Raw genomic sequence first — 25,244 nt, forward strand, 5'->3', positions numbered from 1 at the left:
TATCTTAAAATCACCTTAAATTTCCTCATATTTGACATAGTGCCAGATATAAAATGGTATTATTTTCAATGTAAAAACGAATATACGAGGAGAGGAAAAATGAATCAACGTGTAGAAGCTGTTGATGCAATTCGTGGTTTTGCTTTGTTTGGCATTTTACTAGTCAATATGACATTAATTCAATTTGGGTTCTTCACCAGTGAAAAACCAACTTATCTATTTGGCGATCTTGATAAAGGTGCTAATTGGTTTATTCAATTTTTCGGCACACATAACTTTATATCCCTATTTTCTTTTCTATTTGGGCTTAGCATTATTTTGTTACAAAAAAGTATTATCACAAAAGGAAAAAAATTCTTCCCCACATACATAAGACGTATTATCATTCTTTTACTACTCGGCTACATTCACGGCACTTTTGTTTGGGAGGGAGATATTTTATTTGCATACGGAATAATCGGGATTTTTTTAATGATATTCATCAATCGAAAACCGAAAACTTTGCTTATTTGGGCGATTATTCTACTCGCACTTATTACACTTATGTCTTATCAAACTGATCCATCTACAAATATAAATGATTTCGCACCTTATACTGAAAAAGAACATAAAGTCCATCAAACTGGAAGCTATATGGATCACGTCAACTTTAGATTGACTGAAAATCCTTTTGATTACATGGGAATTGACGGTGCATTCGGATTATTTTTCATATCAGTTTTCGCAATAATTTTTATGTCTCCACTGTTCCTACTCGGAATGTATGTAGGGAAAAAAGGCTGGCTATTTGAGGTCAGTAAACATATACCTGCTGTCAAAAAAATATGGTTTGCCACCGGTCTCTTCTCTTTTACAATTAAAATCTTAGCTATGTTCATAAAACACCCGGTTTTAATTATGTTACAAGATGGCCTTACACCAGTAACTATGACCTTCTTTTACGGAAGCACAATCATCTTATTATTCCATTACAAAAAAGCAACCCGTCTACTAACATACATGGCGAACATGGGGAAAATGTCCGTTAGTAATTACTTAGCGCAATCTATTATCGCAACAACCATTTTTTACGCATATGGATTTGGCTTATACGGGAAAATCGGCTATTTCTTCGGTATTCTTTTAACCATCGGAATTTATACAATTCAATTATTCGTTAGCACCTATTGGCTCCAGAAATACCGAATGGGGCCAGTGGAATATGTGTGGAGACTGGGAACTTATTTAGAGAAACCACGTTTTAAAAGAGACTTGGATAAAGCAAGTTAAACAAAAAAAGCAATGAGCCTACGCTCATTGCTTTTCTTAATTTATTAAAGCATAACCCCAACGATAATCGCTGATAATATACTTACTAACGTTGCACCGTATACAAGTTTTAAACCGAATGATGATACAACGTTTGCTTGTTTGCCATCGATACTCTTCGTTGCACCTGCGATAATTCCGATAGATGAGAAGTTCGCAAATGATACAAGGAAGATAGATAAAATACCTACTGTACGAGCTGATAAATCACCAGCTACTTTACCAAGATCAAGCATTGCAACGAATTCGTTCGTTACTAATTTTGTTGCCATAATTTGTCCTGCTTGTAACATCTCTGATGTTGGAATACCCATTACGAATGCTAATGGTGAGAAGATATATCCTAAAATGCTTTGGAATGTGATTCCGAAAATTGAATCGAATACACCATTAATTGCTGTAATTAATGCCACGAAACCGATTAACATCGCCGCTACTGTTACAGCGATTGAGAAACCAAGCATAATATATTCGCCTAACATTTCAAAGAATGTTTGTTTCTTGTCTTCTTGTAATTCTAAAATATCGTCTTCTTCTTTTACTTCATATGGATTAATGATATGAACGATAATGAATCCACTGAATAAGTTTAATACAAGTGCTGTTACTACATATTTTGGATCAATCATTTTCATATAAGAACCGACAATTGACATCGATACTGTAGACATTGAAGATGCACAAAGTGTGTATAAACGATTTTTCGGTAATTTGCTTAGTTGATCTTTTACTGTAATGAATACTTCCCCTTGACCAACGATTGCAGCTGCTACCGCATTATATGATTCTAGTTTTCCTAAACCGTTAACTTTACTTAATAGGAAACCGACTGCACGAATGATAATCGGTAAAACTTTAATATGTTGCAGAATCCCGATTAATACTGCTAAGAAAATAATCGGTAATAATACTGTTAAGAAGAATGGTGCTTGTCCATCGTTTGCTAGACCACCAAATACGAAATTAACCCCAGCTTCCGCAAATTTTAAAATAGCGCCAAATCCATCTGCGATCCCTTTTACTAATACAAATCCGACCTTTGTATTTAGTAAGAAATACGCAAGTACCAATTGAATGACAAGCATAAGTGCAATTGGTTTATATTTAATTTTCTTACGATCTGAACTAATAAGGAAACCTAGTACAAACACTACAAGTAAACCGACTAGAAACATTACGAACTTCATATGTGAATCCTCCACTTCTCCCACGAGTTATTGGTCGTATAACGTATAACGAATGACGTCTGACCATTGTTGTTAAAAAAATTTAAAACCCCTAAAACTATTCAACTGTCATCTAAAATCAGTAAGCGTTTACATGAATTGCAATTTATAAAAGGTAGCTTCTTCTCTCCTACCATACTTGAAAGTCTGAAATTGATACCACCTACAAATCAAATTGTAAGCGTTATCTAGACGAAATGCAATATAAATTTTAAAAGATTTTTATATGTTAATATATTCCTAATTAATTGGTTTTTTCATGTAAATTTACCATAAAAAAATAGCCCTAGCTATGAGCTAGAGCCATCCTTTTTTTATAACATAACACCAACGATAATCGCTGATAGAATACTTACTAATGTCGCACCGTACACAAGGCGTAGACCAAATGATGATACAACATTTGATTGATTTTCATCGATACCTTTCGTTGCACCTGCAATAATTCCGATAGATGAGAAGTTCGCAAATGATACAAGGAATACAGAAAGAATACCAACTGTACGAGCCGATAAATCACCAGCTACTTTTCCAAGATCAAGCATCGCAACAAACTCGTTTGATACTAATTTTGTTGCCATAATTTGTCCCGCTGTTACCATTTCTGCTTGCGGGATACCCATTACGAATGCTAATGGTGAGAAAATATATCCTAAAATAGCTTGGAATGTAATACCGAACATTGAGTCAAACAAGCTATTGATTGCTGTAATTAATGCTACGAAACCAAGTAACATAGCTGCTACTGTAATCGCAATCGTGAAACCAAGCATAATGTACTCGCTCAGCATTTCAAAGAATGATTGTTTTTTCTTATTTTCTAATTTCAGTGTATCTTCTTCTTCTGTAATATCGTACGGGTTAATAATATGAATGATAATGAAACCACTAAATAAATTTAATACAAGTGCTGTTACTACATATTTCGGTTCGATCATTTTCATATAAGAACCAACGATTGACATCGACACTGTCGACATAGAAGATGCACATAATGTATATAAACGATGTTTTGGGATTTTACTTAATTGATCTTTTACTGTAATAAATACTTCTGCTTGTCCAACAATGGCAGCTGCTACTGCGTTATATGATTCTAGTTTTCCTAGACCATTTACTTTACTTAACAACGTACCAATAGCACGAATAAATATCGGTAAAATTTTAAAGTGTTGCAGAATTCCGATTAAAACCGCAAAGAATACGATTGGTAATAACGCTGTTAAGAAGAATGAAACCTCTCCTTTATTAACAAGACCACCAAATACGAAAACGATTCCAGCTTCCGCATATCCAAGAAGTGCGCCAAATCCATCTGAAATTCCTTTTACTAAAATATAACCAACTTGCGTATTTAATAAGAAATAAGATAATGCTAGCTGAATTATAAGCATAATTGCGATTGGTTTATACTTAATCTTCTTTCGATCGGCACTTATAAGAAAACCGAGTACAAATACAACGAGTAATCCTACAAGGAACATAACAAACTTCATTAATAAAATCCTCCATTTAACTCTTCATTAACGTTGAACGTCTGACCATTCAAAACAAGAAATAATCCGAACTTTCCATTTCTCCTCCAAAATCTTCAATTGGATAGGAAAGATCATAAAACCTCTTATTTCAAAGGCATTTTCCATTCTAACACAAATCACAACTCATATCCGCACTTTTCTTTAAAAAATTACATTTTATTATAAAACGTCTATGAATGTTCGTCTTTTACTATCTGCAAATAGTTGAATAAAACAAAAAAAGAGCATCAAGTTTCACTTGATGCCCTTTTCATTATACCGCTTTTTCTTTATCAGCTACCGCTGACTCACCCCAACACTCTGTATTGTTCAAACCTGGAATAGACTCCGCATAAAAGACTGGATCTTTCCCTTGTTTCTTTTGCTTAATATAATCTGATAACGCTGCGAAAGCATACTTAGAAAGGAATACAATTGCTACTAAGTTAATAACAGCCATAATTCCCATAAATAAATCTGCTAAATCCCAAACGATTTGAATTGTCGCTACAGATCCTAGCATAACCATACCAAGTACAGCAATGCGGTATGCATTTAATAGCACTTTACTTCCATTTAAGAATTCAATATTTGTTTCACCATAGTAGTAGTTACCTACTAATGAACTGAATGCAAACAAGAAGATTGCAACTGCTACAAATATAGAAGCCCATGGACCGATATGTTGACTTAACGCCTGCTGCGTTAATTGAATTCCGTTTAAATCAGCTGCATTATGCACATCTGATAAAAGAATAATAAATGCTGTACAACTACAAATTAATAATGTATCAGTAAATACCCCTAAAGTTTGAATGAAACCTTGTTTAACTGGGTGCGTTACGTTTGCAGTCGCTGCTGCGTTCGGCGCACTACCCATACCTGCTTCATTTGAGAATAACCCACGTTTTACCCCTAATAAAATCGCAGCTCCTAATCCTCCGCCTACTACTTCTTTAATTCCGAAAGCATGTAAGAAAATTTCTTTAAATACATATGGAATTGCCGTAATGTTTGTTACAACAACGAATAATGCCACTGCTACATAAATAATTGCCATTACTGGAACAATCATTTCAACCGCGCGAGCAATTCGTTTTACTCCACCGAAAATAATAACTGCAAGTAAACCAGCCATAACAAGACCTACTAATCTACTATCTGTTTTGAACGCCCCATCAAAGGCAGCCGCTACAGTATTAGACTGTACAGCGTTAAAAATCAATCCGAAACTTACTGTTATTAGAACAGAGAACACAACACCTAACCAGCGTTTCTTTAAACCCTTTTCCATATAATACGCTGGGCCCCCACGGAATGCATTCCCATCTTTTACTTTATAAATTTGCGCTAATGTGCTCTCTACAAATGCAGAAGCACCCCCAATTACCGCGATTAACCACATCCAAAATACTGCTCCTGGACCACCTGCTGAGATCGCAATAGCTACACCAGCTAAGTTACCAGTACCTACACGAGAAGCTGTACTCATACAAAACGCTTGGAATGATGATACGCCGCTCTTCTCTTTTTGCGCCTTCCTCGTTTTCGAGCTTGCCCCGTCCCCAAGCAAACGAATCATTTCACCGAAGTAACGAACTTGGACAAATTTCACACGAAATGAAAAATAGAGTCCTAACCCAATTAACATCGCAATAATGATATATGACCAAAGGATATTATTTATATCCCCAATTACCTTAGCTAAAAAATCCATAATTGCATTGCCCCCTCTTCCTAACAATAAGAAAATTATATTCTAAAAACTTTTAGTAATCAAGAACTTTATGTTAGGTTTTATAACATGAGTACGTTAATTCTTTTAACATAAGTGTTTTTTCACATGAAAATATAGCCATTACATGCATTTATCCAATACTTAATAACTTATCCTATTCGACCAGCCATACTTTTAAAACAGGACGTTCCCCACAAATAACGAGAGAGAGAAACAAACAAAAAAGTTATATTAATAATTACCTCTCACCCTTTTCATCATTTACTACAACAAAAAAGGCGAGCATCGAATTTACCTCGATGCTCGCCTTTTCAATTACACTGCTTTTTCTTTATCTGTTACCACTTGCTTATCCCAGCACTCTGTATTCGTTAAACCAGGAATAGAATCTGCACTGAAGACTGGATCTTTCCCTTGTTTCTTTTGCCTTACATAGTCTGTTAATGCCGCGTACGCAAATCGGCCAAGAAGTGTAATCGCAATTAAGTTCGTGATTACCATTAGACCCATAAATAAGTCTGCCATATTCCATACAACTTGAAGCGTCGCAACAGAACCGAATAATACCATTCCAACTACCGCAATACGGTAAATTGTTAACCACGTTTTGCTTTGCTTAATAAATTCAATATTTGTTTCACCATAATAGTAGTTTCCTAAAAGAGAACTAAATGCAAATAAGAAAATAATAATCGCTAAGAAGCTACTTGCCCATGGGCCGATTTGTGAGCTTAATGCATTTTGCGTTAATTCAATACCTTCTAAATTCGTTGCTTTATATGCACCAGAACATAGTACGATAAATGCTGTTGATGTACATACTAAGAATGTATCTACTAAAACGCCGATCGTTTGAATAAAACCTTGTTTTGCTGGATGCGTTACATCAGCTGTTGCTGCCGCGTTCGGCGCACTACCCATACCTGCTTCGTTCGCAAATAATCCGCGCTGAATACCATATTTCATCGCAGCACCGATACCGCCACCTACAGCTGAATCTAAACCGAATGCACCTTTAAAGATTTCCGTAAACACATCTGGTATTAAATAGAAGTTTTTAATGACAACAAAAATAGCTACCGCAATATAAACAAGCGCCATTGGCGGAACAATCATTTCCGACATACGTGCAATACTTTTTACACCACCAAAAATAATAACCGCAACTAATGCAGCTAATACAATACCAACAATATAACGCTCTAAACCAAATGCATTTTCAAACGCTAATGTTACTGTATTCGCTTGTACTGAGTTAAAAATTAAACCATAACTAACTGTAATAAGGATAGAAAACCAAATTCCCATCCAACGTTTATTTAAACCTTTTTCCATATAATAAGCAGGACCACCACGGAAGCCACTGCCATCTTTTACTTTATAAATTTGGGCAAGCGTACTTTCTACGAAACTTGAAGAAGCCCCGATAATCGCAATAACCCACATCCAAAATACAGCTCCAGGTCCTCCCATAGATATAGCTAATGCTACACCAGCTAAGTTACCGATACCAATACGAGCTGCTGAACTCATACAAAACGCTTGGAAAGAAGATACACTACCTTTTTTACGCGTCTTTCCAGTTAATCCATCACTCATTAGTCGAACCATTTCCCCTAAATGAGTAATTTGTACGAATTTCAATTTAATAGAAAAATAAAGACCTAAACCAATTAACATCGCAATAAGAATATATGACCAAAGAATTGTATTTGTTGATGAAATAAATTGCTCTAAAATATTCATACAATTAACCCCTCCTTTTCTCCATAAAACGAATTATATTTAAAAAACATTCAAAAATCAACATTTTTCGACAATTTGCAATTTCCAAATATTAGCCAGGTTCACAGTAACAATGTCCTTATGACTGACTACCCTCCCTCTAACTGTGCATACTAAAACAAAAAATAAATTCACAAACAACCCTATTGACAAAAATACCAACCTGTAACTATAATGATTACAACGGGTTGTAACAAACCTAATTACAACAAATTCATTTACTTTCAGATATACAATTTAACAAAACACTTTGGAGGGATTTATTATGAAAATCGGAATTATCGGAGCAACTGGTAAAGCAGGAAGTCGTATTTTAAAAGAAGCATTGGATCGCGGACATGAAGTAACTGCAATCGTAAGAAACGCTGCAAAAATTACAGAAGAAAACGTAAAAGTTTTAGAAAAAGACGTATTTTCTCTTACATCTAACGACTTGCAAGCATTCGATGTAGTTGTAAATGCATTCGGTGCTCCAGCAGGACAAGAACACCTTCACGTAGATGCAGGAAACGTACTAATTGAAGCGATGAAAGGTGCACCTAACACAAAATTACTTGTAGTTGGTGGCGCTGGAAGCTTATTTGTAGACGAAGAGAAAACAACACGTGTATTTGAGACACCAGGTTTCCCAGGCGAATACCTTGCAACAGCTCAAAACCAAGGTAAAAACTTAGAAATCTTACAACAAACAAATGATATCACTTGGACATTCATCAGCCCTTCTGCACTATTCGCATTAGGAAAACGCACTGGTTCTTATACAGCTGGTAAAGACAACCTGCTTGTAAACTCAAAAGGTGATAGCTACGTAAGTTATGAAGACTTCGCAGTTGCAGCACTTGATGAAATTGAAAATCCAAAACACGTAAACGAACGCTTCACAGTAGTATCTGAAGCTGAATAATAAAAAAATCTCGTAAAACATTATGTTTTACGAGATTTTTCTTATTATTGCACTTGCTCTAATCCATTTTGAGTAATCTTAAAGGATATTTTTTGCCCCTTCATCGCATCCTCTTTTTTAACTAACTCATTCTTTTTATACCAATTCAAACGACTCGGTTCCGCATGGTATACTTTCAGCACATCTCCATACTCAAATGCCGTTCCATTTACTTGCCCAGCAAAATTCTTTGAAGTCTCTTGTCCTTCTGCCGTTACATGCTTTTTCTTATTTCCATTTTGATCATAAATCGTAAGGCCTATATACTGCTCATTTACAAAGCGATAATGAATCTCCTCATTTGTAAATGTTGCATGTAATTTCTTTTCAGCATGGTTTAACGTAACAATTGAACGTGTAACATCGGACACACCTTGATAGACTAGACTATCCCCATATGTCACTTCTACAGGAACTTCCGTCACCTTCTTATTTCCAAATCGATCTTTCGTTTCTACTTTCACTTTTTGCTGACCAATTTTTGTCGTATCTATTTCCCCTACAAAACCTACTACTTCTCCACCCTGTACTTCAACAAAGTTCTTCGCGTCTAGCGTTTCGCTATTTGTTCCGATTACTACTTGCTGCGGATTTGCTTTTACTGTTTGCTCACCGTCTAATCTTTCAAATCCATTTTCAGTTATTTTGAAGACTAATTCCTTTATCTCTTTACTTTTTCCTTCGCCCACATATACATCTTTTTGATACCAATGTAAACGAGAAGATTCCGCATGATATACTTTCACTACATCTCCATACTCAAATGCAATTCCATTTACTTCCTTAGCAAATTCTTGCGTATTCTCTAAACCTTTTACTGCTATATTTTTCTTCACTCTTCCTTCTTTATCGTACAATGTGAATTCAAAATACTTTTCATCTTTAAAGTAATCATGAATTAGGTTCTTTGTATCTGTCGCACTCAGTTTTTTCGTATCATGATGCAAAGTTACAATTGATTTCAAGTCACCATCTCTATAGCTCAGCCCATATACAAGTAGGCTATCTCCATATGTTACTGTTAGAGGAACTTCTGTCACTTTCTTATTTCCAAATCGATCTTTCGTTTCTACTTTTACTTTTTGTTCACCGATTTTTGTTGTATTTGGTTTTTCTACAAATCCAACTACTTCTCCATCTTTTACTTCAACAAAGTTTTTTGCATTTATTTTCTCTACATCTGTTCCGATTACTACCTTCTGTGGTACTGCCTTTACCTCTTGTAAAGTTTCCATTCTTTCAAAGCCTTTTTCAGTTACCTTGAAGAATAATTCTTTTTCTACTTTCGCCTTACCTTGGCCAGCAAGGCTATTATTTTGATACCATTTCAAGCGGTCCGGTTCTGCATGGAATACTTTTACTACATCACCATATTCAAACTGCATTCCACTCACTTGCTCCGCAAATTTCTTTGAAGTTTCTTGTCCTTCCGCTGTTACACGCTTTTTTGTGTTCCCATTTTGATCATATAGCGTAATCCCCATATACTCTTCATTTACATAACGATAATGAACAGGATTACCTGTAAACGTTGCGTGCAGTTCCTTTTTATCATGTTGCAATGTTACAACCGAACGTATTGCATTATCATTAGCATGAAATACTAAACTATCTCCATAAATTACTTCAAGCGGCACTTCTGTTATCTTCTTATTTCCAAAAGCATCCTTCGTCTCTATTTTTACTTTTTGTTCTCCAATTTTTGATGTATTTGGTTTTTCTACAAAACCAACCACTTCTCCATCTTTTACTTGTACGAATTCTTTCGGATCTAGTTTGTCTACATCCATTCCGACTACTACTTTTTGCAGTTTCGCCGTCACTTCTTGTAAACTATCTTTTAATTCGAACCCTTGCTCAGTTATTTGGAATAATTTCTCTTTTTTATTTTTAACTTTTCCTTGATCTACAAGTTCGTTATTTTTAAACCACTTCAAACGGCTTGGTTCTGCGTGGAATACTTTTATTACATCACCATATTCAAAATCCAATTCATTTAGTTCCATCGCAAATCTTTTTCCCGTTTCTTGTCCTTCTGCTGATACACGTTTCTTTTCAATCCCATTTCGATCATATAGCGTTAAGCCCATATATTCTTCTTTTTCAAAACGGTAATGTATTTCATTATTAGTAAAGTTTACATTTAATTTCTTCTTATTGTGGTGAAGTGTCACTGTCGACATTACATCATCTGAAAGTCCTTGAAAAACTATACTGTCATCATAAAATCCGTTAACTTGGACAGGAATTGAATTTTTATTTCCTTTCTCATCCCCAATTTCTACTAACACTTCCTGTTTCCCATTCTCTAATTTAGGCCATACAATCTTTCCTGTTACTTTTACATTCTCACCTAAATTTCGAACAAGCTTACTTGCTTCATTCTCGTCAGAATCTGTACCAACTAAAAGATTTTGTACTTCATTAGCAGGTTCACCATACGGAACCTTATACAGTTCAACTTGCTTCTCACGAATATCATTACTATCTGTAGCTTTCCAGATTTCCTTTTCTAATTTAGGTAACTTTGATTTTTCTATTTTCTCTCTAATATCATCATTTGGTGTTAATCCCCACTCCTCAAAGAAAGGAATTAAATTTTGCCCTGCCACTTTTGATGTCATATAAATAAATAGCTGCTTTTTCTCTTCATCAGAATGAGGCATTTCACTCTGAGGTAACAAACGATAAGCTTGATGTAACCTAGGATAAAAATGTTCTCCATACACTACATTTAATTGCCAAAACATTGTAAGAGGATTAATGTCATCAATGAATCTTTCTGCTTTAGGCTTCTCTAAATACTCAAATGAGTTTTTATAGTGCTCATCCATTTCTAATTGATTCCCTAACGCCTTTTGAACAGCTAATGAGTAAATATTTACTGTTACTTCCCTTACTTTAGACCACTTCCACGGTTCTTGCTGATGTAAATGACCAACTTCATGCCACGGTCCCCATCCATCCTTCTCAAGTACCTCTATATCTAAAACTCTATTCATTGCAGTTGGAATATATCCTGTATGATAATGTTTCGCAAACATAAAGTCCCCTTTAGCAGGCTTCCGTTTTTCAACAAACTGAACATAATGAGTTGGAGATTTTGCAACCCCAACACTGTCCTCAGATAATCCTGCCACTGCGTTTTCTAAACGGATAATCTTATCATGCAATTTCATTAAATCTGTTGGATCCGTATTCTTCATATATTTCTGCACAGAATCGTAAGTAGTAGTAATTAAGCTTCTCTCACCTTTTAATTCAACTGCATAAGGATCCTTATATTTTTTTAACATTTCATCCCAATCTTTTTTCGTATGCTTACCTAAAATAAATAAAGGAAAGTGACTACCACCATTTGTAACGGAAGCTGTTACTTCTCCTTCGTTATTCATATTATAAAAATATAAAATACCGCCTCTTGAAGATGAAATAACATTTTTTCCTGGTTTTAAATCAAACTCCTCTGGGTCCTTTTCATCATAAGATCTCGTTCCAATAAAAGCTTGGATAGACTGCGTTCCTTTTATGTCAATTGTAATCTCTTCATTTGGCTCTGCATAAATTCCAGTCGGTTCATTAGCGGAAAGTTTCCAAGTAACTCTTAAACGATTATTTTCTTCTTCTACGCTACCTTTCCCCGGCAACTGAAATACTCTCTGCTCAAATTTATTCTCTTCCAACTGCCCGCCCTTATTCTCTTCCAAAGGCGCCGCATATCCTTTTGATGCTTCGAAAGCTACTGGTGATAATAATGTAGATATACATATACCTGCTACTAATACCCTACTCTTTTTCTTCTTTGACATAATCTGTGTCCCCTGTCCTTTTTTTAGACAAACCATCCTATATATTCGTTTAATGAAAAATCCTATTATCTTTATAAAAACATTTAACGAATAGACTAACACCTCGCGCACCTGTATCTATTACTACCGCATTTCCCTCCATGTATTCGCTTTCTTACATTGTACAATTTTTATGTAATATCCCCTCCTCACTTCTCTCTATTTGTGATGAGTTCTCTTGCTACATAAAAAAGAGAATAGTAAAAGATATTTTTCAGTATTGTCATCTATACATCTAAAAATATGAACAACAATAGAGTTTTACATTTTCTTCATATATGACCATCTATAGGTAGTTTTTCCAACTGAATTGTACACGCTTTACACTTTGTTTGATAGCCTCTCTAATTAGAATAATGTTACAATTTCGTGAATAAAATCCATTTATTGTAACGTTTAGATTTCTCCATATTTTATTATTTTTAAATACTTCTTCAAACGTTAAAATAGTGTTTCACTCGATTAATTATTATCTTGATATATCTTTAAAGAATTCATATGAAAAAGCATTGGCATATACCAATGCTTTTTCATTATCTCTTTTGATTCGGTTTATGCGGTTCATTTGGAGTATATGGCTTATTTGGTTTATTTGGAGCCTCAGCCTTTTTCCAACTTACCGCTAACTCTGGACTTGTTTTTTCTTCACTACGCTCAAGTAATACTACTGCATTTTGAATAGTCGGTGTACCTTTATGCGCAATCCCTTGTAATTTCGTTAAATTTCCTGATACTTTAAAGCTAAATCCACCAGCTGGTGTTTGTTTCGGAATTAAAATGCGGAACTTTTCTCCTACATTAAATTCTGTTTTTGTTTCGCCTTTTTCATTTGCAAATTTCACGCCCGCTGGTGCACCTGTTGCTTGCACTTTATACGTTCCGCTTTTTGCATTTGTTTCTACTGTATATAAGCCTGTTTCAAAGAAATCATTTTTTAAGACTGCTTCTTGTTCTTCTGTAGGAGTTACACTCATCGTAATTTCTTGTAGCTCTTCGCTAGCGTTTGCTTTTGCAACGATATCTTTTGTTACTTTCTCTACATTTTTATTTCGGAAATCTAAATCATTAACATCAATTTGTTTTAACGCATTCCATACTGCAAGCTGCGTTGCGTAATGCGCCTCTCTCCAATCAGATACCCCTAATTCTTGTGGACTCTTTTGTGGATATCCATTCAATAGTACACGGTACACATTAATATCCACTTTCCCCATTTCCGGTAAATCTTGACCGCTTGGAGATTTCAAATCTACATTTAAGCAAAAAGCAATTTTGCCATCTGCCGTTTTAATAAGCTCTGTTCGAATTGGCTTCTTCTTGGACTTACTATAACTCCAATTCATTTCATACTTTGTATGGTCCATCACTTCTGCGAATGCTTTTTGAAGTGGGAATAACACAAATAAAACACTTAAAAACATAGCTAAAAGTTTGAACGATTGCTTTATATTCATGTTTACAGCCCCTTAATAACAAACTTAATACTAAGTAGTATTTATTTAGAAACTATTTTTATGCACAAAAAAAGAGTGCTTTTAAGCACTCTTTTTTCTTACCTTAATCTTAGAAATCGAAGTTATCAGGATCTGGACCAACGCGATGATTTTGATTTAACGCATCGATTTTTTCCATATCTTCTTTCGTTAATTCAAAGTTAAATACATCAGCGTTTGCAATAATACGGTGTTCTTTCGTTGATTTTGGAATTGTGATTACTCCATTTTGAAGATCCCAACGTAAAATAACTTGAGCTGTTGTTTTACCGTGTTTCTCAGCAATCTCTTGTAATGTTTCGTTATCTAATAATTGACCTTGCATTAGTGGTGACCATGCTTCCATTTGAATACCTTGTTCTTTACAGAAAGCTTGTAGTTCTTTTTGTGTTAAACGAGGGTGGTATTCTACTTGGTTAATCATTGGTTTAATTTCTGCATCTTTCATTACATCTTGTAAGTGATGGATTTGGAAGTTACTTACACCAATTGCACGTACGCGCTTTTCTTTATAAAGTGTTTCTAGCGCTCTCCATGTATCTTTATATTTTCCTTCTGAAGGCCAGTGAACAAGATATAAATCTAAATAATCTAGTCCTAATTTTTTTAGACTCTCTTCGTATGCAGCGATTGTTGTTTCATACCCTTGATCTGCGTTCCATACTTTTGAAGTAATAAATAATTCTTCTCTTGCAATACCAGTCGCTTCAATACCTGCACGAATTCCTTCACCTACAGCTTTTTCATTTCCGTAAATTGCAGCTGTATCGATGCTGCGGTATCCTGCTTTAATTGCTGATTTTACAGCTTCTACAAGTTCTGGTCCTTCTTCTACTTTAAATACACCTAAACCGAACCAAGGCATTTCTACACCGTTATTTAATACTGCTTTACTTTGTAAGTTTTTCATTTTATTTTCTCTCCTTTTATTTTACTTGATCTCTTTTTTCTAATGTCATGCTCCACGCTGTTAAAATAACAGCGGCTACTACCATAAGGCCACCTACCCAAGCAGTATGGATTAATCCTAATGAATTCGTTACAAGGCCACCTATATAAGAACCTAAAGCGATCCCTCCGTTAAATGCGGCAATATTAATTGCTGAAGCAACATCAACCGCACTCGGAACAAAGCGCTCTGCCAATATAACTACATATACTTGTAGCCCCGGAACATTCATAAATGCGAATAGTCCCATGAAAATAATTGTGATTAATCCAGCTACTTTAAATGGCGCTGTAAATGTTAAAACAAATAATATAATCGCTTGAATCAAGAACATGTAAAATAGCGCTCGAATCGGATTATGATTCGATAATTTTCCGCCGACCATATTCCCTATCGCAATTGCGATTCCATACACTAATAAAATGATAGTAACAGTACTTGCTTCAAATCCTGTTACTTCTTGTAATAACGGAGATAAATACGTAAATGTTACGAATGTACCGCCGTATCCAAGTGCAGTAATAATGAAAACAAGTAATAGTCTTCCATTTTTAATTAATTTAAATTGATCACGAAACGATACAGGTACACCATTTTTTAAATTAGATGGGACGAGTATACTGTTTGCGATGAAAGCAATAATTCCAATTACAACAATCGCCATAAATGACGCTCTCCAGCCAAATTGTTGACCGATAAATGTTCCAATTGGCACACCAGTAATAGTCGCAACTGTTAATCCAGTAAACATAATCGCAATTGCGCTAGCACGTTTATTCTCTGGTACGATTGCAGCTGCAATTGTAGATCCAATTGACATAAACACACCATGTGCAAACGCAGATACAATTCTTGCAATAATTAATACAGTGAAGCTTGTTGCTACCGCCGCAATGCCATTACCAATAATGAAAATAACCATAATCCACATTAATAATGTCTTTCGCGACATACTAGCCGTTAACGCCGTTAAAACAGGAGCTCCTACCGCTGCTCCTAACGCATATAAGGAAACCGTTAAACCGGCTGTTGTAACCGAAACATTTAAATCTTTTGAAATAGATGGTAGTAAACCGACACTAATAAACTCGGTCGTACCAATCCCAAACGCACTAATTGCTAGCGCTAATAAAGCAAACATACTTCTTCGGCTCGTCTGAGCTTCCGAAGATGGTACTGTATATGAACTCAATTGAATTCCTCCTTATTACAAGAAATCCAATCATAATAGTATGATAAAAAGGCCCTTTTATCTTCTAAAAAATATATTTCATACTTACAAATGCTATTATGAATGGTTTCATTCCTTTTTTGAAGAACGCACTTTAAAGTACGATAGGCACTAAAAAGTAACATAGTCACTTTTTGGTACCGTACTACTCATTTGCCTCTTACATGTGCTATTATGAAACATATTTAACATGATAAAAAGTACGTACTTTAAAGTGCTATAGGTACTAAAAAGTAACATTTGTATGATTTAACTTATTTTACTCACAAAGGGAGGATTTCATATGAAGAAATACAATATTCCTGTAGAGGCGACTTTAGAAGTTATCGGCGGCAAATGGAAAGTTGTTATTCTTTGTCACTTAACGAAAGGTACAAAGAGAACGAGTGAATTAAAACGCTCAATGCCTGGTATTACACAAAAAATGTTAACGCAGCAATTACGTGAATTAGAAGACGACGGCGTTATTCAAAGAAAAGTATACAATCAAGTCCCGCCAAAAGTAGAATATTCTCTTACCGATTACGGTTGGTCTTTAGAATCCATTCTTGATTCTCTTTGTTCTTGGGGCGAATGCCATCTTGAAAAAGAAGGTAACACATCGATGCTAATTGCGGAAGGTGAATAATAGGAAAAAGGAAAAACGAACATGAATTTGTTCGTTTCTTCCTTTTTTTCTTTATATATATGTACATTTCTAACTGGAACAAAATATTTTATACGCTTTCATACCTTGTCAGCACTACGTTATACACTCAATATCAAATAATTAGGAATCATTTTTATGTTAACATAGGTGTATATAGTATATAATATAGGATATATATTATATACACTTTCCGGTAACGGAGCTTTTCCATTATGCGGACAAGCCATGTATCGGACAGTTCATAAATAATAAGTAAGACGTTATGGTTTTAGATTTATGTTTGCAGCTTACTTGCTGTCATAAATTTAAAGGCATTTTATTGTGTTTTGTGAAACTTTGTATAAAGTTTCGTAACCGTTTACTATCTTACTTATAAAAAATAAGAGTATTGCTATCGTAAAGGAGAATTGGAGATGCCAGAAACTATGACTCAAACAAAGCCAGAACAAGAAACTGTACAAATTTCTGCTAGCCAAGGACAACTTGATGTACTTGATCAGTTGTTAAAACCTGAGGTACAAGAATCATTAACAACACTAGTAGAACAGCTTCCAAAATTAACTGAGCTTGTTAACATTTTAACTAAGTCTTATGACTTCGCTCAAACTGTTGCTACTGATGAAGTATTAAAAAGCGACACTGTTGGTGCAATCACAGAGCTTGTAGAACCTGTAAAAGATACAGTGAAAAGCATGGCTGCTACTGCAATCGAAGCGAAAGATCGTGCTGACGAAAGCAACGAAGTTATCGGCCTGTTCGGTCTATTAAAATTATTAAAAGATCCACAAGCACAAAAAATGTTCCGCTTTGTGAACGCATATCTTCAAATTAGTGCAGAACGTAACAATAAATAAGTTAACTTATAACAACAATTAGTAAAGACGGGGGATATCATACTATGTCAAAACAAATTGTCATCTTAGGCGCTGGTTATGGCGGTCTTCTTGCCGCTTTAAACGTACGTAAATATTACAGTAAATCAGAAGCACAAGTTACAGTGATTAACCAATACCCAACGCACCAAATCATCACTGAACTACACCGCCTTGCAGCTGGTAACGTGTCTGAGCAAGCAGTTGCAATGCCACTTACAAAGCTTTTCAAAGGTAAAGATATCGATCTTAAAATCGCAACAGTTGAGTCATTCTCAGTTGATAGCAAAGAAATCAAACTAGCTGGCGGCACTACTTTATCTTACGATGCACTTGTAGTTGCTTTAGGAAGTAAAACTGCTTACTTCGGTATTCCAGGACTAGAAGAAAACAGCATGGTATTAAAATCTGCTGCTGATGCAAATAAAATCTACAAACACGTTGAAGACCGTATTCGTGAATACGCGAAAACGAAAAACGAAGCTGATGCTACAATCGTAATCGGTGGTGGCGGATTAACTGGCGTTGAGCTAGTTGGTGAGCTTGCTGACATTATGCCTAAACTTGCAAAAAGCCACGGCGTAAATCCAAAAGAAGTGAAACTTCTTCTTGTTGAAGCAGGTCCAAAAATCCTTCCAGTATTACCAGACCACTTAATCGAACGTGCAACTACTAGCCTAGAAGCGCGCGGCGTTACATTCTTAACTGGTCTTCCTGTAACAAACGTTGCTGGCAACGAAATCGACTTAAAAGACGGTCAAAAACTTGTTGCTAACACATTCGTTTGGACGGGCGGCGTACAAGGTAACCCATTAATCGGTGAATCAGGTCTTGAAGTTAACCGTGGACGTGCAACAGTTGATGCATACCTACAATCTACTTCTCACAAAGACGTATTCGTTGCTGGAGACAGCGCTGTTGTCTTCGCTCCAGACGGACGTCCATACCCACCAACTGCACAAATCGCTTGGCAAATGGGTGAGTTAATTGGATACAACTTATACGCAGCACTAGAAGGCAAAGCATTCGAAGAGTTCGCACCTGTAAACTCTGGAACACTTGCTAGTCTAGGACGTAAAGATGCGGTTGCTACAATTGGAGCAAGCAATACTCCACTTAAAGGCTTACCAGCATCATTAATGAAAGAAGCAAGTAACGTTCGTTACTTATCACACATTAAAGGTCTATTCAGCTTAGCTTACTAATCTGAATATAAGCCCGAATCATGCCCTGCATGGTTCGGGCTATTTTTATCCGTAATTTTCTCTAACTTATTTATTCGGCAGAAGAATCGTATAACCCTTTTAATTATCTAAATTTACTGATTATTTTATGTCCAAATTGTGTATACGAAAAGATGGAAGTATTCTTCCTACTCCCATCCTTTCACACAAACTATTCGCCTAACTTCACAAGACTGTAATTCTTCTTCCCTTTACGGATAATAATAAATCGTCCATCAAATGAATTTTCTACAGTAACATCTGTACCCACATCTGTTACTTTCTCACCATTCATAGAAATCGCTCCGTTATTAATATCTTCACGCGCTTGTCGTCTAGATGGTTCAATTCCTAAATCAACTAGCCATTCTACGATGTTTTTCGTCTCTTTTGAAGACTGAAATGTTGGCATTTCTTTAAAGCCTTGTTCAATTTCATCAGCTGTTAACGATTTAATATCTCCGCTAAATAACGCTGCTGTAATTTTCTCAGCTTGCAGGAACGCCTCTTCTCCATGAACAAATTTCGTCATTTCTTCCGCTAATACTTTTTGCGCTTCACGTTTATGAGGTTCCGCTTCTACCTTCGTTGCTAATTCATCAATACGCTCTTTCGTTAAGAACGTAAAGTATTTCAAGTATTTAATTGCGTCACGGTCATCTGTATTTACCCAGAACTGGTAAAATTCAAACGGTGTCGTTTTTTCAGGATCAAGCCAAACCGCACCACCCGCTGATTTACCAAACTTCGTACCGTCCGATTTTAATAATAACGGAATCGTTAATCCGAATACTTTCGCCTCATGACCTTCTAACTTACGAATTAAATCTAAACCACTCGTAATATTTCCCCATTGGTCACTACCACCAATTTGCAGTTGAACATCCTCTTTCGTGTATAAATGATGGAAGTCCATCGCTTGCAAAATTTGGTACGTGAATTCCGTGAAAGAAATACCTGTATCCAAACGGCTTGCTACAATATCCTTCGCTAACATGCTATTGATGCTAAAGTTTTTCCCGTAATCACGTAAAAACTCAATAATATTTATTTCATGTGTCCAATCATAGTTATTTACCATCTTCACTTCGCTATTTCCACCAAAATCAAATAGCTTTTTCATTTGTGCTGTTAACGCATCTACATTATGCTGAACCACTTCTAACGTTTGAAGTTGACGCTCTGATTGTCGTCCACTCGGATCACCAATTGTTCCTGTTGCCCCGCCAATTAAAATAACAGGATGATGACCAGCTAATTGGAATCTCTTCATCATCATAAACGGAATCAAATGTCCGATATGCATACTATCACCAGTCGGATCAACTCCGCAGTATAGTGAAATCTTTTTCTCTTCTACTAGCTTACGTAAGCCTTCTTCGTCAGTCTGTTGATTAACGGCGCCGCGCCATTCTAATTCATCAATAATATTCATCTTTTGTCATCCCCTTTATTTTTTAAAAACAAAAAAGCCCCTATGTCTACGATAGACATAGGGACGATTATTCACCGTGTTACCACCCAGTTTGTATAAATAGCATAGCTACTCATACCACTCTTAGCAATAATATCGATTGCCAGTCCGCTTAGCATTACCTAAGATACTCCAGAGTGTAATTCACAAGTTTGTTTGTGCTAGGTTCCAGCAACCCCTAGCTCTCTCGTTAACAGTGACAAACTGCTACTGGGCTCTTTCAACGTATGTTATTTGTTAAATTATTAGCCATTATATTGAATTGAAAACAAATTGTCAACAATACCCAAATATTATTTTAAAATAATTCATATCTTCATACGTATTTCTTTATTCCTTATCTTCTCCAATAATCCTTACTTCTCGCTCCAACTTCACGCCAAATTTCTCTTCAACTGTCTTTTGTACGAAGTGAATTAAATCGATGTAATCTTGTGCTGTTCCGTTATCAACATTCACCATAAACCCAGCGTGTTTTAAAGAAACTTCTACTCCACCAATTCGCTTACCTTGTAGTCCTGAGTCTTGAATTAACTTACCAGCAAAGTTATTTGGTGGGCGCTTAAATACGCTACCACATGAAGGATATTCTAGAGGCTGTTTTGACTCACGTTTAAACGTTAAATCATCCATTTTTGCTTTAATTTCTTCATGTACACCTTCTTCAAGTTCAAATCTCGCTTCAAGAATAATGTAATGGTTGTTTGCAAATACACTCTTACGATATCCAAATTCAAATGCTTCTTTCGTCAAAGTACGTAGCTCTCCATCACCTGTCATTACGACAGCTTCTGTTAATACAAACGAAATTTCACCGCCGTATGCACCAGCATTCATATATAATGCTCCGCCAACTGAACCTGGAATACCACAAGCAAACTCAAGACCCGTTAAGTTATGGTCTAAGGCAATACGTGATACGTCAATAATTGCTGCACCACACTGTGCTACAATCGTCGTTCCTGTTACAGTAACACCTGTAATATGAATTAAACTTACTGTAATCCCGCGAATTCCACCATCTTTAATAATGACATTCGATCCATTTCCTAAAAACGTAACTGGAATATTATATTCGTTCGCATATTTAATAACTTCTTGAATTTCATCATAATTTGTAGGCGCAACAAAAACATCTGCTTTTCCGCCAACTTTAATATGCGTATGATTCTTTAACATTTCATCTTGTTTAACATGTCCTTCAGGCAATACCGTACTTAAATATTTATAAACCTCTTGCATATTCATTTTACGATTCCTCTATTTCTATATTCATTTTATCCCGTTATACGGGCCCATAATATCCCCACGTACATGAAAGAACCTAAAGTGGTGGATACAGTGTACCCAAAATCAATTCGAGACACCTATAAACCTCTTAATTTATAAGAGGTGCCACTCATATTAAAATATATATTGCATAATAAAGCAACCCAAATGGACTACTAAACTTGACATGTCATCAGAAAGACAACAATTTGTAAAATATGTGACTTTTTCAAAACACTATCCCTCAGTATCTTACTATACCACACAAAAAGAAAGTGGTATTTTTTTGTACTTTTTACTTTATTTACATCAATAAAAAAAGAGCACATCCGACAGAATGTGCTCTTTCTATACTCTTTATATTACTTTTCGTTCTCTTCTTTTTCTTTATCAAACCATAACAGCTCATCGTTATCAACTTCACCATTATAATTGATTAAAATTTCTTCTCCTGCTTTTATATCCTTATAAGCATAGAAGTTAAACGTATGGTTCTCGAAGACAATATCATACGTTGCATTCGGTGTATATGAATGATTAAATAACATACCGTATCCTAAAAGGATTGCCGTATGATTGATTCCATACTCAAATGCGTAGTCAGCAAGTAATGTTTTCTCAATATGTTCATGCTGTTCATTCGGATAAGAGATAACTGGTGCTGCGTGTATCAACTCACCTTTTTTAATATCACGAGTTGCAAATACACCTCTATTAAATTCTCCATCACTAAGTTCAGAAGTCTTAACTTCGATCATATGCGTCACCTATTTAATTCTTTCTTTGAAGTATTTTAATTCCGCTATTAGCTGAATTTTATCTCCTTAAGCTTGGCAGAAAACGCGCAGAAAAGCAATTAAATTCCTATCAAGTATTCGTTTCAATGAAAAAAGAGCACATCATTCGTGCTCTTTCCAAGCAATATTACTTTTCTAAAATATCTTCTAACAACTTCACTTGCTCGCTAACAGTTTGTAACGTCTTCACTGACGTATCATTTCGATGTTTTTCTTCTTCCACACTCGCTAGCACTTCTTCTGTAGCTGTAGAAGTTTGCTGAATTACGTTAGAAGCATGCGTAACATCCTTTACGATATTCGTCGTTTTAACTTGGAAACTTTCTTGATGAACAACAACCTCTCGCATTACTTCATTAATCGCATCAATAAACTTCCCTAAATCAGTTACATTTGTTAAAACGCTTGCTAACATCTCGTTACATTCTTCTTGTACTCTTTCTGACTTTTCTACTTGCACTTCTACCTTACTTGCTTGATTACTAAACTCCTTCAAAATCCCTTGAATTCTTCCCGCAGAACGATTTGATTCTTCAGCAAGCTTTAACACTTCACTCGCTACAATAGCAAAACCTTTTCCATGCTCGCCTGCCCTCGCAGCTTCAATATTTGCATTTAAAGCTAGCAAACTCGTCTGACTTGAAATATTCGTTATTACATCTACAATTTCATTAATTTGTTTCGATTGCATCATTAAATCTCTAAATATAATTCCAGACTGTGAAACAACATCATTTAAACTTCTCATGTTAATTTCAAAATTTCTTAGAGTATGTACACTACCTTTTGAAATTTCTAAGCTTTCATCCACACGAGCCGATGCAGTTCTTACTTGAGAGATGATTTGTTCAATATTTCCCTCCATATCATTCAATACTTCTACCGAACGATACATCATCTCTGATTGTGATTGCGTACCAACTGCCACCTCTTCAAAGGCAAAATTAATTTCACTCATCGATTCCATCGACGTGTTCATATTTTGTCTTAAATGATTGAAATTACTATCTAGTTTCACAACTGTTTCTTCAATAAGTCTTTGCGTCTCTTCTAACTCCTGAGCTTTTCTCATTACTTCTTGCTTCTCATCACTTAAACGAAGGAGCAGATTAGAACCGATTTTCGTGACGCCCCACATAGCGATTGTTACAATCGCTAACAAACTTGCGAAATTAGCAGCTTCAGACGAGGCTGTATAAGCAAAAAATTGCTCCGGCCAATAGCTACAAAGGATAAATGTGATTACAACAGCTACCCCGCCAAGAATTAAAATGAGGCGCTCACTTAAGTAAATAAGTGAAACAGCTAATGTAAAATAGACCATTTGAAATACAGCCGGGCTTTCATTAAAGGCTTGTACCATAATGTAAGACATTGTAAGCAACATAAATGTCATGATATATTTATACGCTGATTCCATACTTTTTATAAAAGTAAAAAGCGTTCCAAATGCAACGACAGAAATACCACAAATCCAAAACGCTATTGCTCTCTCTGTAAAAATATATCCATAATACCCAATTGCGATTATCCCAAGAAAGAAACTACAAATCGTTATAAACAGTAATAAATGATTTTTCTGTGATTCTTTCTCAAGGTTAGAAAAACAAGTCCTCTTTAACCACTCCATATGAAGCCCCACCTTCTACTTATACATATCAATTACTTCAGTTTAAATACCGCACTTACTGGGTTATGATCGCTATTTTCAAACTTTAAATCTTTCCCTTGTACATTTACAATCTCTACATTCGGTGAAACGATAAAGCCATCAATAATAGTGACGAAATTTTCACCTTCTACATATTTCTTTACATCATCTCTCACAGTCATAACAGACGGATCTACAGCCCACTTAAAGCCACCGTCTGTAAAGTCCTTCGGTAACTCTACTAACCACTCAGGGCGCTCTTTCACGAACTTCGGATCACTTAATTGAGCGTTTGAAACTAATTGATTCCAATCTCCGCCCATTATTACGTAATCACCATTTTCATAATGCTTGTTCATATATTCTTTTAAGTACTCTACTTGCTGTTTTCTAATTTTCCCGCCTTCATCATAAGCAGACAAATGTAAATTTACGAGTCTAACATGTTTCCCATTATTAACAGGAATTTTATATTCCACAATTGCTCGATCTAAATCAAACAAACGCTTTGGCCAAGGCTCCATTCCAGGAAGCTGGAACCTCTTCGCTTCTTGAACAGTGTATTTAGAAAACGTACTTAATCCAGCCTCCGCATATCCCATTGGATTTATTATTGGCACTGGAACCCATTTCGTATCGTAGTTCTTGCCAAATGACGAAACATAATCAGGTAATCCTTTTTTCAAAAATTCATGTTCATTTACATCAAATGAACGAAGTGACTTTATATCAACTTCTTGTAATAGTGCAAAATCACTATTCTCATTTTGTAAAAACGAAAGCATATTCTTTAAATTAGTTTCCGTTTGCTCTTTACTACTTGAACCAGATCCCTTTCCACCATCCATAAAGAAATCTTGATCCTTATCTAACCCAGCATATCCAATATTAAATGTTGTAACTTTAAACTCATTTCCAGTCGCTAATACGCGCTCCTTATTATTCTCCACCTTCAAGCTTATAACATCAGCAGGCTGTTCTTTAGTAAGTGTCATATACGCTAGAAATCCTCCTACAATGCCCGCTACTACTAAAACACATGTAAATACGATTTTTAAAAATTTCTTCAAATAAATGACTCCTTTTCACGCGAATTTATTTTTCTTTATTTTCAGTCAAATAAAACAAAACGACACACATAAGAAACATTTTATCATAATTAAAACCGTATATCACTATATTTAGTTGATAAGTAATCGATCCCATTTTAATTACTTGAAAAACCTTCAGACATCAAAAAAAGAAACGTTACACCCACCTCCTCACTGGAA

Annotated in this window: 18 protein-coding genes and 1 other annotated feature; of the genes, 5 read left to right on the top strand and 13 right to left on the bottom strand. The window is 35.5% G+C overall.

The window, feature by feature from the left end; genetic code table 11:
* Positions 1-99: 99 nt before the first annotated feature.
* Complete coding sequence (locus M1D73_RS25865) at positions 100-1,269, top strand: DUF418 domain-containing protein (RefSeq protein ID WP_001076361.1); 1,170 nt, start codon at positions 100-102, stop codon at positions 1,267-1,269.
* A 44-nt stretch (positions 1,270-1,313) separates the two neighbouring features.
* On the opposite strand, the gene M1D73_RS25870 is transcribed toward M1D73_RS25865, so the two are convergent.
* The 4 genes from M1D73_RS25870 to M1D73_RS25885 form a co-directional block, all read right to left on the bottom strand.
* The gene (locus M1D73_RS25870) at positions 1,314-2,495 is read right to left on the bottom strand and encodes a NupC/NupG family nucleoside CNT transporter (RefSeq protein WP_000673874.1); all 1,182 of its coding nucleotides are present in this window, start codon (positions 2,493-2,495) and stop codon (positions 1,314-1,316) included.
* 353 nt (positions 2,496-2,848) lie between these two features.
* A complete protein-coding gene (locus tag M1D73_RS25875) occupies positions 2,849-4,030 on the bottom strand; it encodes a NupC/NupG family nucleoside CNT transporter (protein ID WP_000673839.1) in 1,182 nt (393 codons plus the stop codon).
* 295 nt (positions 4,031-4,325) lie between these two features.
* Positions 4,326-5,768 carry an alanine/glycine:cation symporter family protein gene (locus tag M1D73_RS25880; RefSeq protein WP_000346373.1) on the bottom strand — a complete coding sequence of 481 codons (1,443 nt, stop codon included), beginning with the start codon at positions 5,766-5,768 and terminating at the stop codon, positions 4,326-4,328.
* A 336-nt stretch (positions 5,769-6,104) separates the two neighbouring features.
* Entirely contained in the window at positions 6,105-7,535 is a 1,431-nt protein-coding gene (locus M1D73_RS25885; RefSeq protein ID WP_001022931.1) for an alanine/glycine:cation symporter family protein, read from the bottom strand.
* Between the two features lie 304 nt (positions 7,536-7,839).
* Here M1D73_RS25885 and M1D73_RS25890 point away from each other — a divergent pair, with 304 nt between their 5' ends.
* Positions 7,840-8,478, top strand: coding sequence for an NAD(P)-dependent oxidoreductase (locus M1D73_RS25890; RefSeq protein ID WP_000689906.1), 639 nt, complete (start codon positions 7,840-7,842; stop codon positions 8,476-8,478).
* A gap of 44 nt (positions 8,479-8,522) precedes the next feature.
* Here the strand turns inward: M1D73_RS25890 and M1D73_RS25895 are convergent, their stop codons facing one another.
* The 4 genes from M1D73_RS25895 to M1D73_RS25910 form a co-directional block, all read right to left on the bottom strand.
* Positions 8,523-12,326 (bottom strand): putative mucin/carbohydrate-binding domain-containing protein, encoded by a 3,804-nt coding sequence (locus M1D73_RS25895; RefSeq protein WP_121868507.1) that lies wholly within the window; start codon positions 12,324-12,326, stop codon positions 8,523-8,525.
* A gap of 572 nt (positions 12,327-12,898) precedes the next feature.
* A complete protein-coding gene (locus M1D73_RS25900) occupies positions 12,899-13,819 on the bottom strand; it encodes a thioester domain-containing protein (protein WP_001022532.1) in 921 nt (306 codons plus the stop codon).
* Positions 13,820-13,928: 109 nt separating this feature from the next.
* Positions 13,929-14,768, bottom strand: a complete 840-nt coding sequence (locus M1D73_RS25905) for an aldo/keto reductase (RefSeq protein WP_000793532.1) — start codon at positions 14,766-14,768, stop codon at positions 13,929-13,931.
* 16 nt (positions 14,769-14,784) lie between these two features.
* Positions 14,785-15,948 (bottom strand): MFS transporter, encoded by a 1,164-nt coding sequence (locus M1D73_RS25910; protein WP_002026553.1) that lies wholly within the window; start codon positions 15,946-15,948, stop codon positions 14,785-14,787.
* A 373-nt stretch (positions 15,949-16,321) separates the two neighbouring features.
* On the opposite strand from M1D73_RS25910, the gene M1D73_RS25915 reads away from it, so the two are divergent.
* From M1D73_RS25915 to M1D73_RS25925, 3 genes are all read left to right on the top strand, one after another.
* The gene (locus M1D73_RS25915; RefSeq protein ID WP_000760481.1) at positions 16,322-16,666 is read left to right on the top strand and encodes a winged helix-turn-helix transcriptional regulator; all 345 of its coding nucleotides are present in this window, start codon (positions 16,322-16,324) and stop codon (positions 16,664-16,666) included.
* A 434-nt stretch (positions 16,667-17,100) separates the two neighbouring features.
* Entirely contained in the window at positions 17,101-17,541 is a 441-nt protein-coding gene (locus tag M1D73_RS25920) for a DUF1641 domain-containing protein (protein ID WP_001115309.1), read from the top strand.
* Positions 17,542-17,585: 44 nt separating this feature from the next.
* The gene (locus tag M1D73_RS25925) at positions 17,586-18,764 is read left to right on the top strand and encodes an NAD(P)/FAD-dependent oxidoreductase (protein WP_000043202.1); all 1,179 of its coding nucleotides are present in this window, start codon (positions 17,586-17,588) and stop codon (positions 18,762-18,764) included.
* Positions 18,765-18,954: 190 nt separating this feature from the next.
* On the opposite strand, the gene tyrS is transcribed toward M1D73_RS25925, so the two are convergent.
* The 5 genes from tyrS to M1D73_RS25950 form a co-directional block, all read right to left on the bottom strand.
* Positions 18,955-20,217: a tyrosine--tRNA ligase gene (tyrS, locus tag M1D73_RS25930; RefSeq protein WP_001021088.1), complete on the bottom strand. Its 1,263-nt coding sequence runs from the start codon at positions 20,215-20,217 to the stop codon at positions 18,955-18,957.
* Between the two features lie 56 nt (positions 20,218-20,273).
* Positions 20,274-20,489 (bottom strand) — a binding site (T-box leader).
* Positions 20,490-20,586: 97 nt separating this feature from the next.
* A complete protein-coding gene (murB, locus tag M1D73_RS25935; RefSeq protein ID WP_001057102.1) occupies positions 20,587-21,504 on the bottom strand; it encodes a UDP-N-acetylmuramate dehydrogenase in 918 nt (305 codons plus the stop codon).
* A 383-nt stretch (positions 21,505-21,887) separates the two neighbouring features.
* A complete protein-coding gene (locus M1D73_RS25940) occupies positions 21,888-22,283 on the bottom strand; it encodes an SET domain-containing protein (RefSeq protein ID WP_000573649.1) in 396 nt (131 codons plus the stop codon).
* 166 nt (positions 22,284-22,449) lie between these two features.
* The gene (locus M1D73_RS25945; protein WP_000455082.1) at positions 22,450-23,952 is read right to left on the bottom strand and encodes a DUF4077 domain-containing protein; all 1,503 of its coding nucleotides are present in this window, start codon (positions 23,950-23,952) and stop codon (positions 22,450-22,452) included.
* A gap of 32 nt (positions 23,953-23,984) precedes the next feature.
* Entirely contained in the window at positions 23,985-25,043 is a 1,059-nt protein-coding gene (locus tag M1D73_RS25950) for an endonuclease/exonuclease/phosphatase family protein (RefSeq protein WP_000714050.1), read from the bottom strand.
* Between the last annotated feature and the right edge of the window lie 201 nt (positions 25,044-25,244).

The organism is Bacillus sp. PK3-067 (assembly GCF_056738645.1).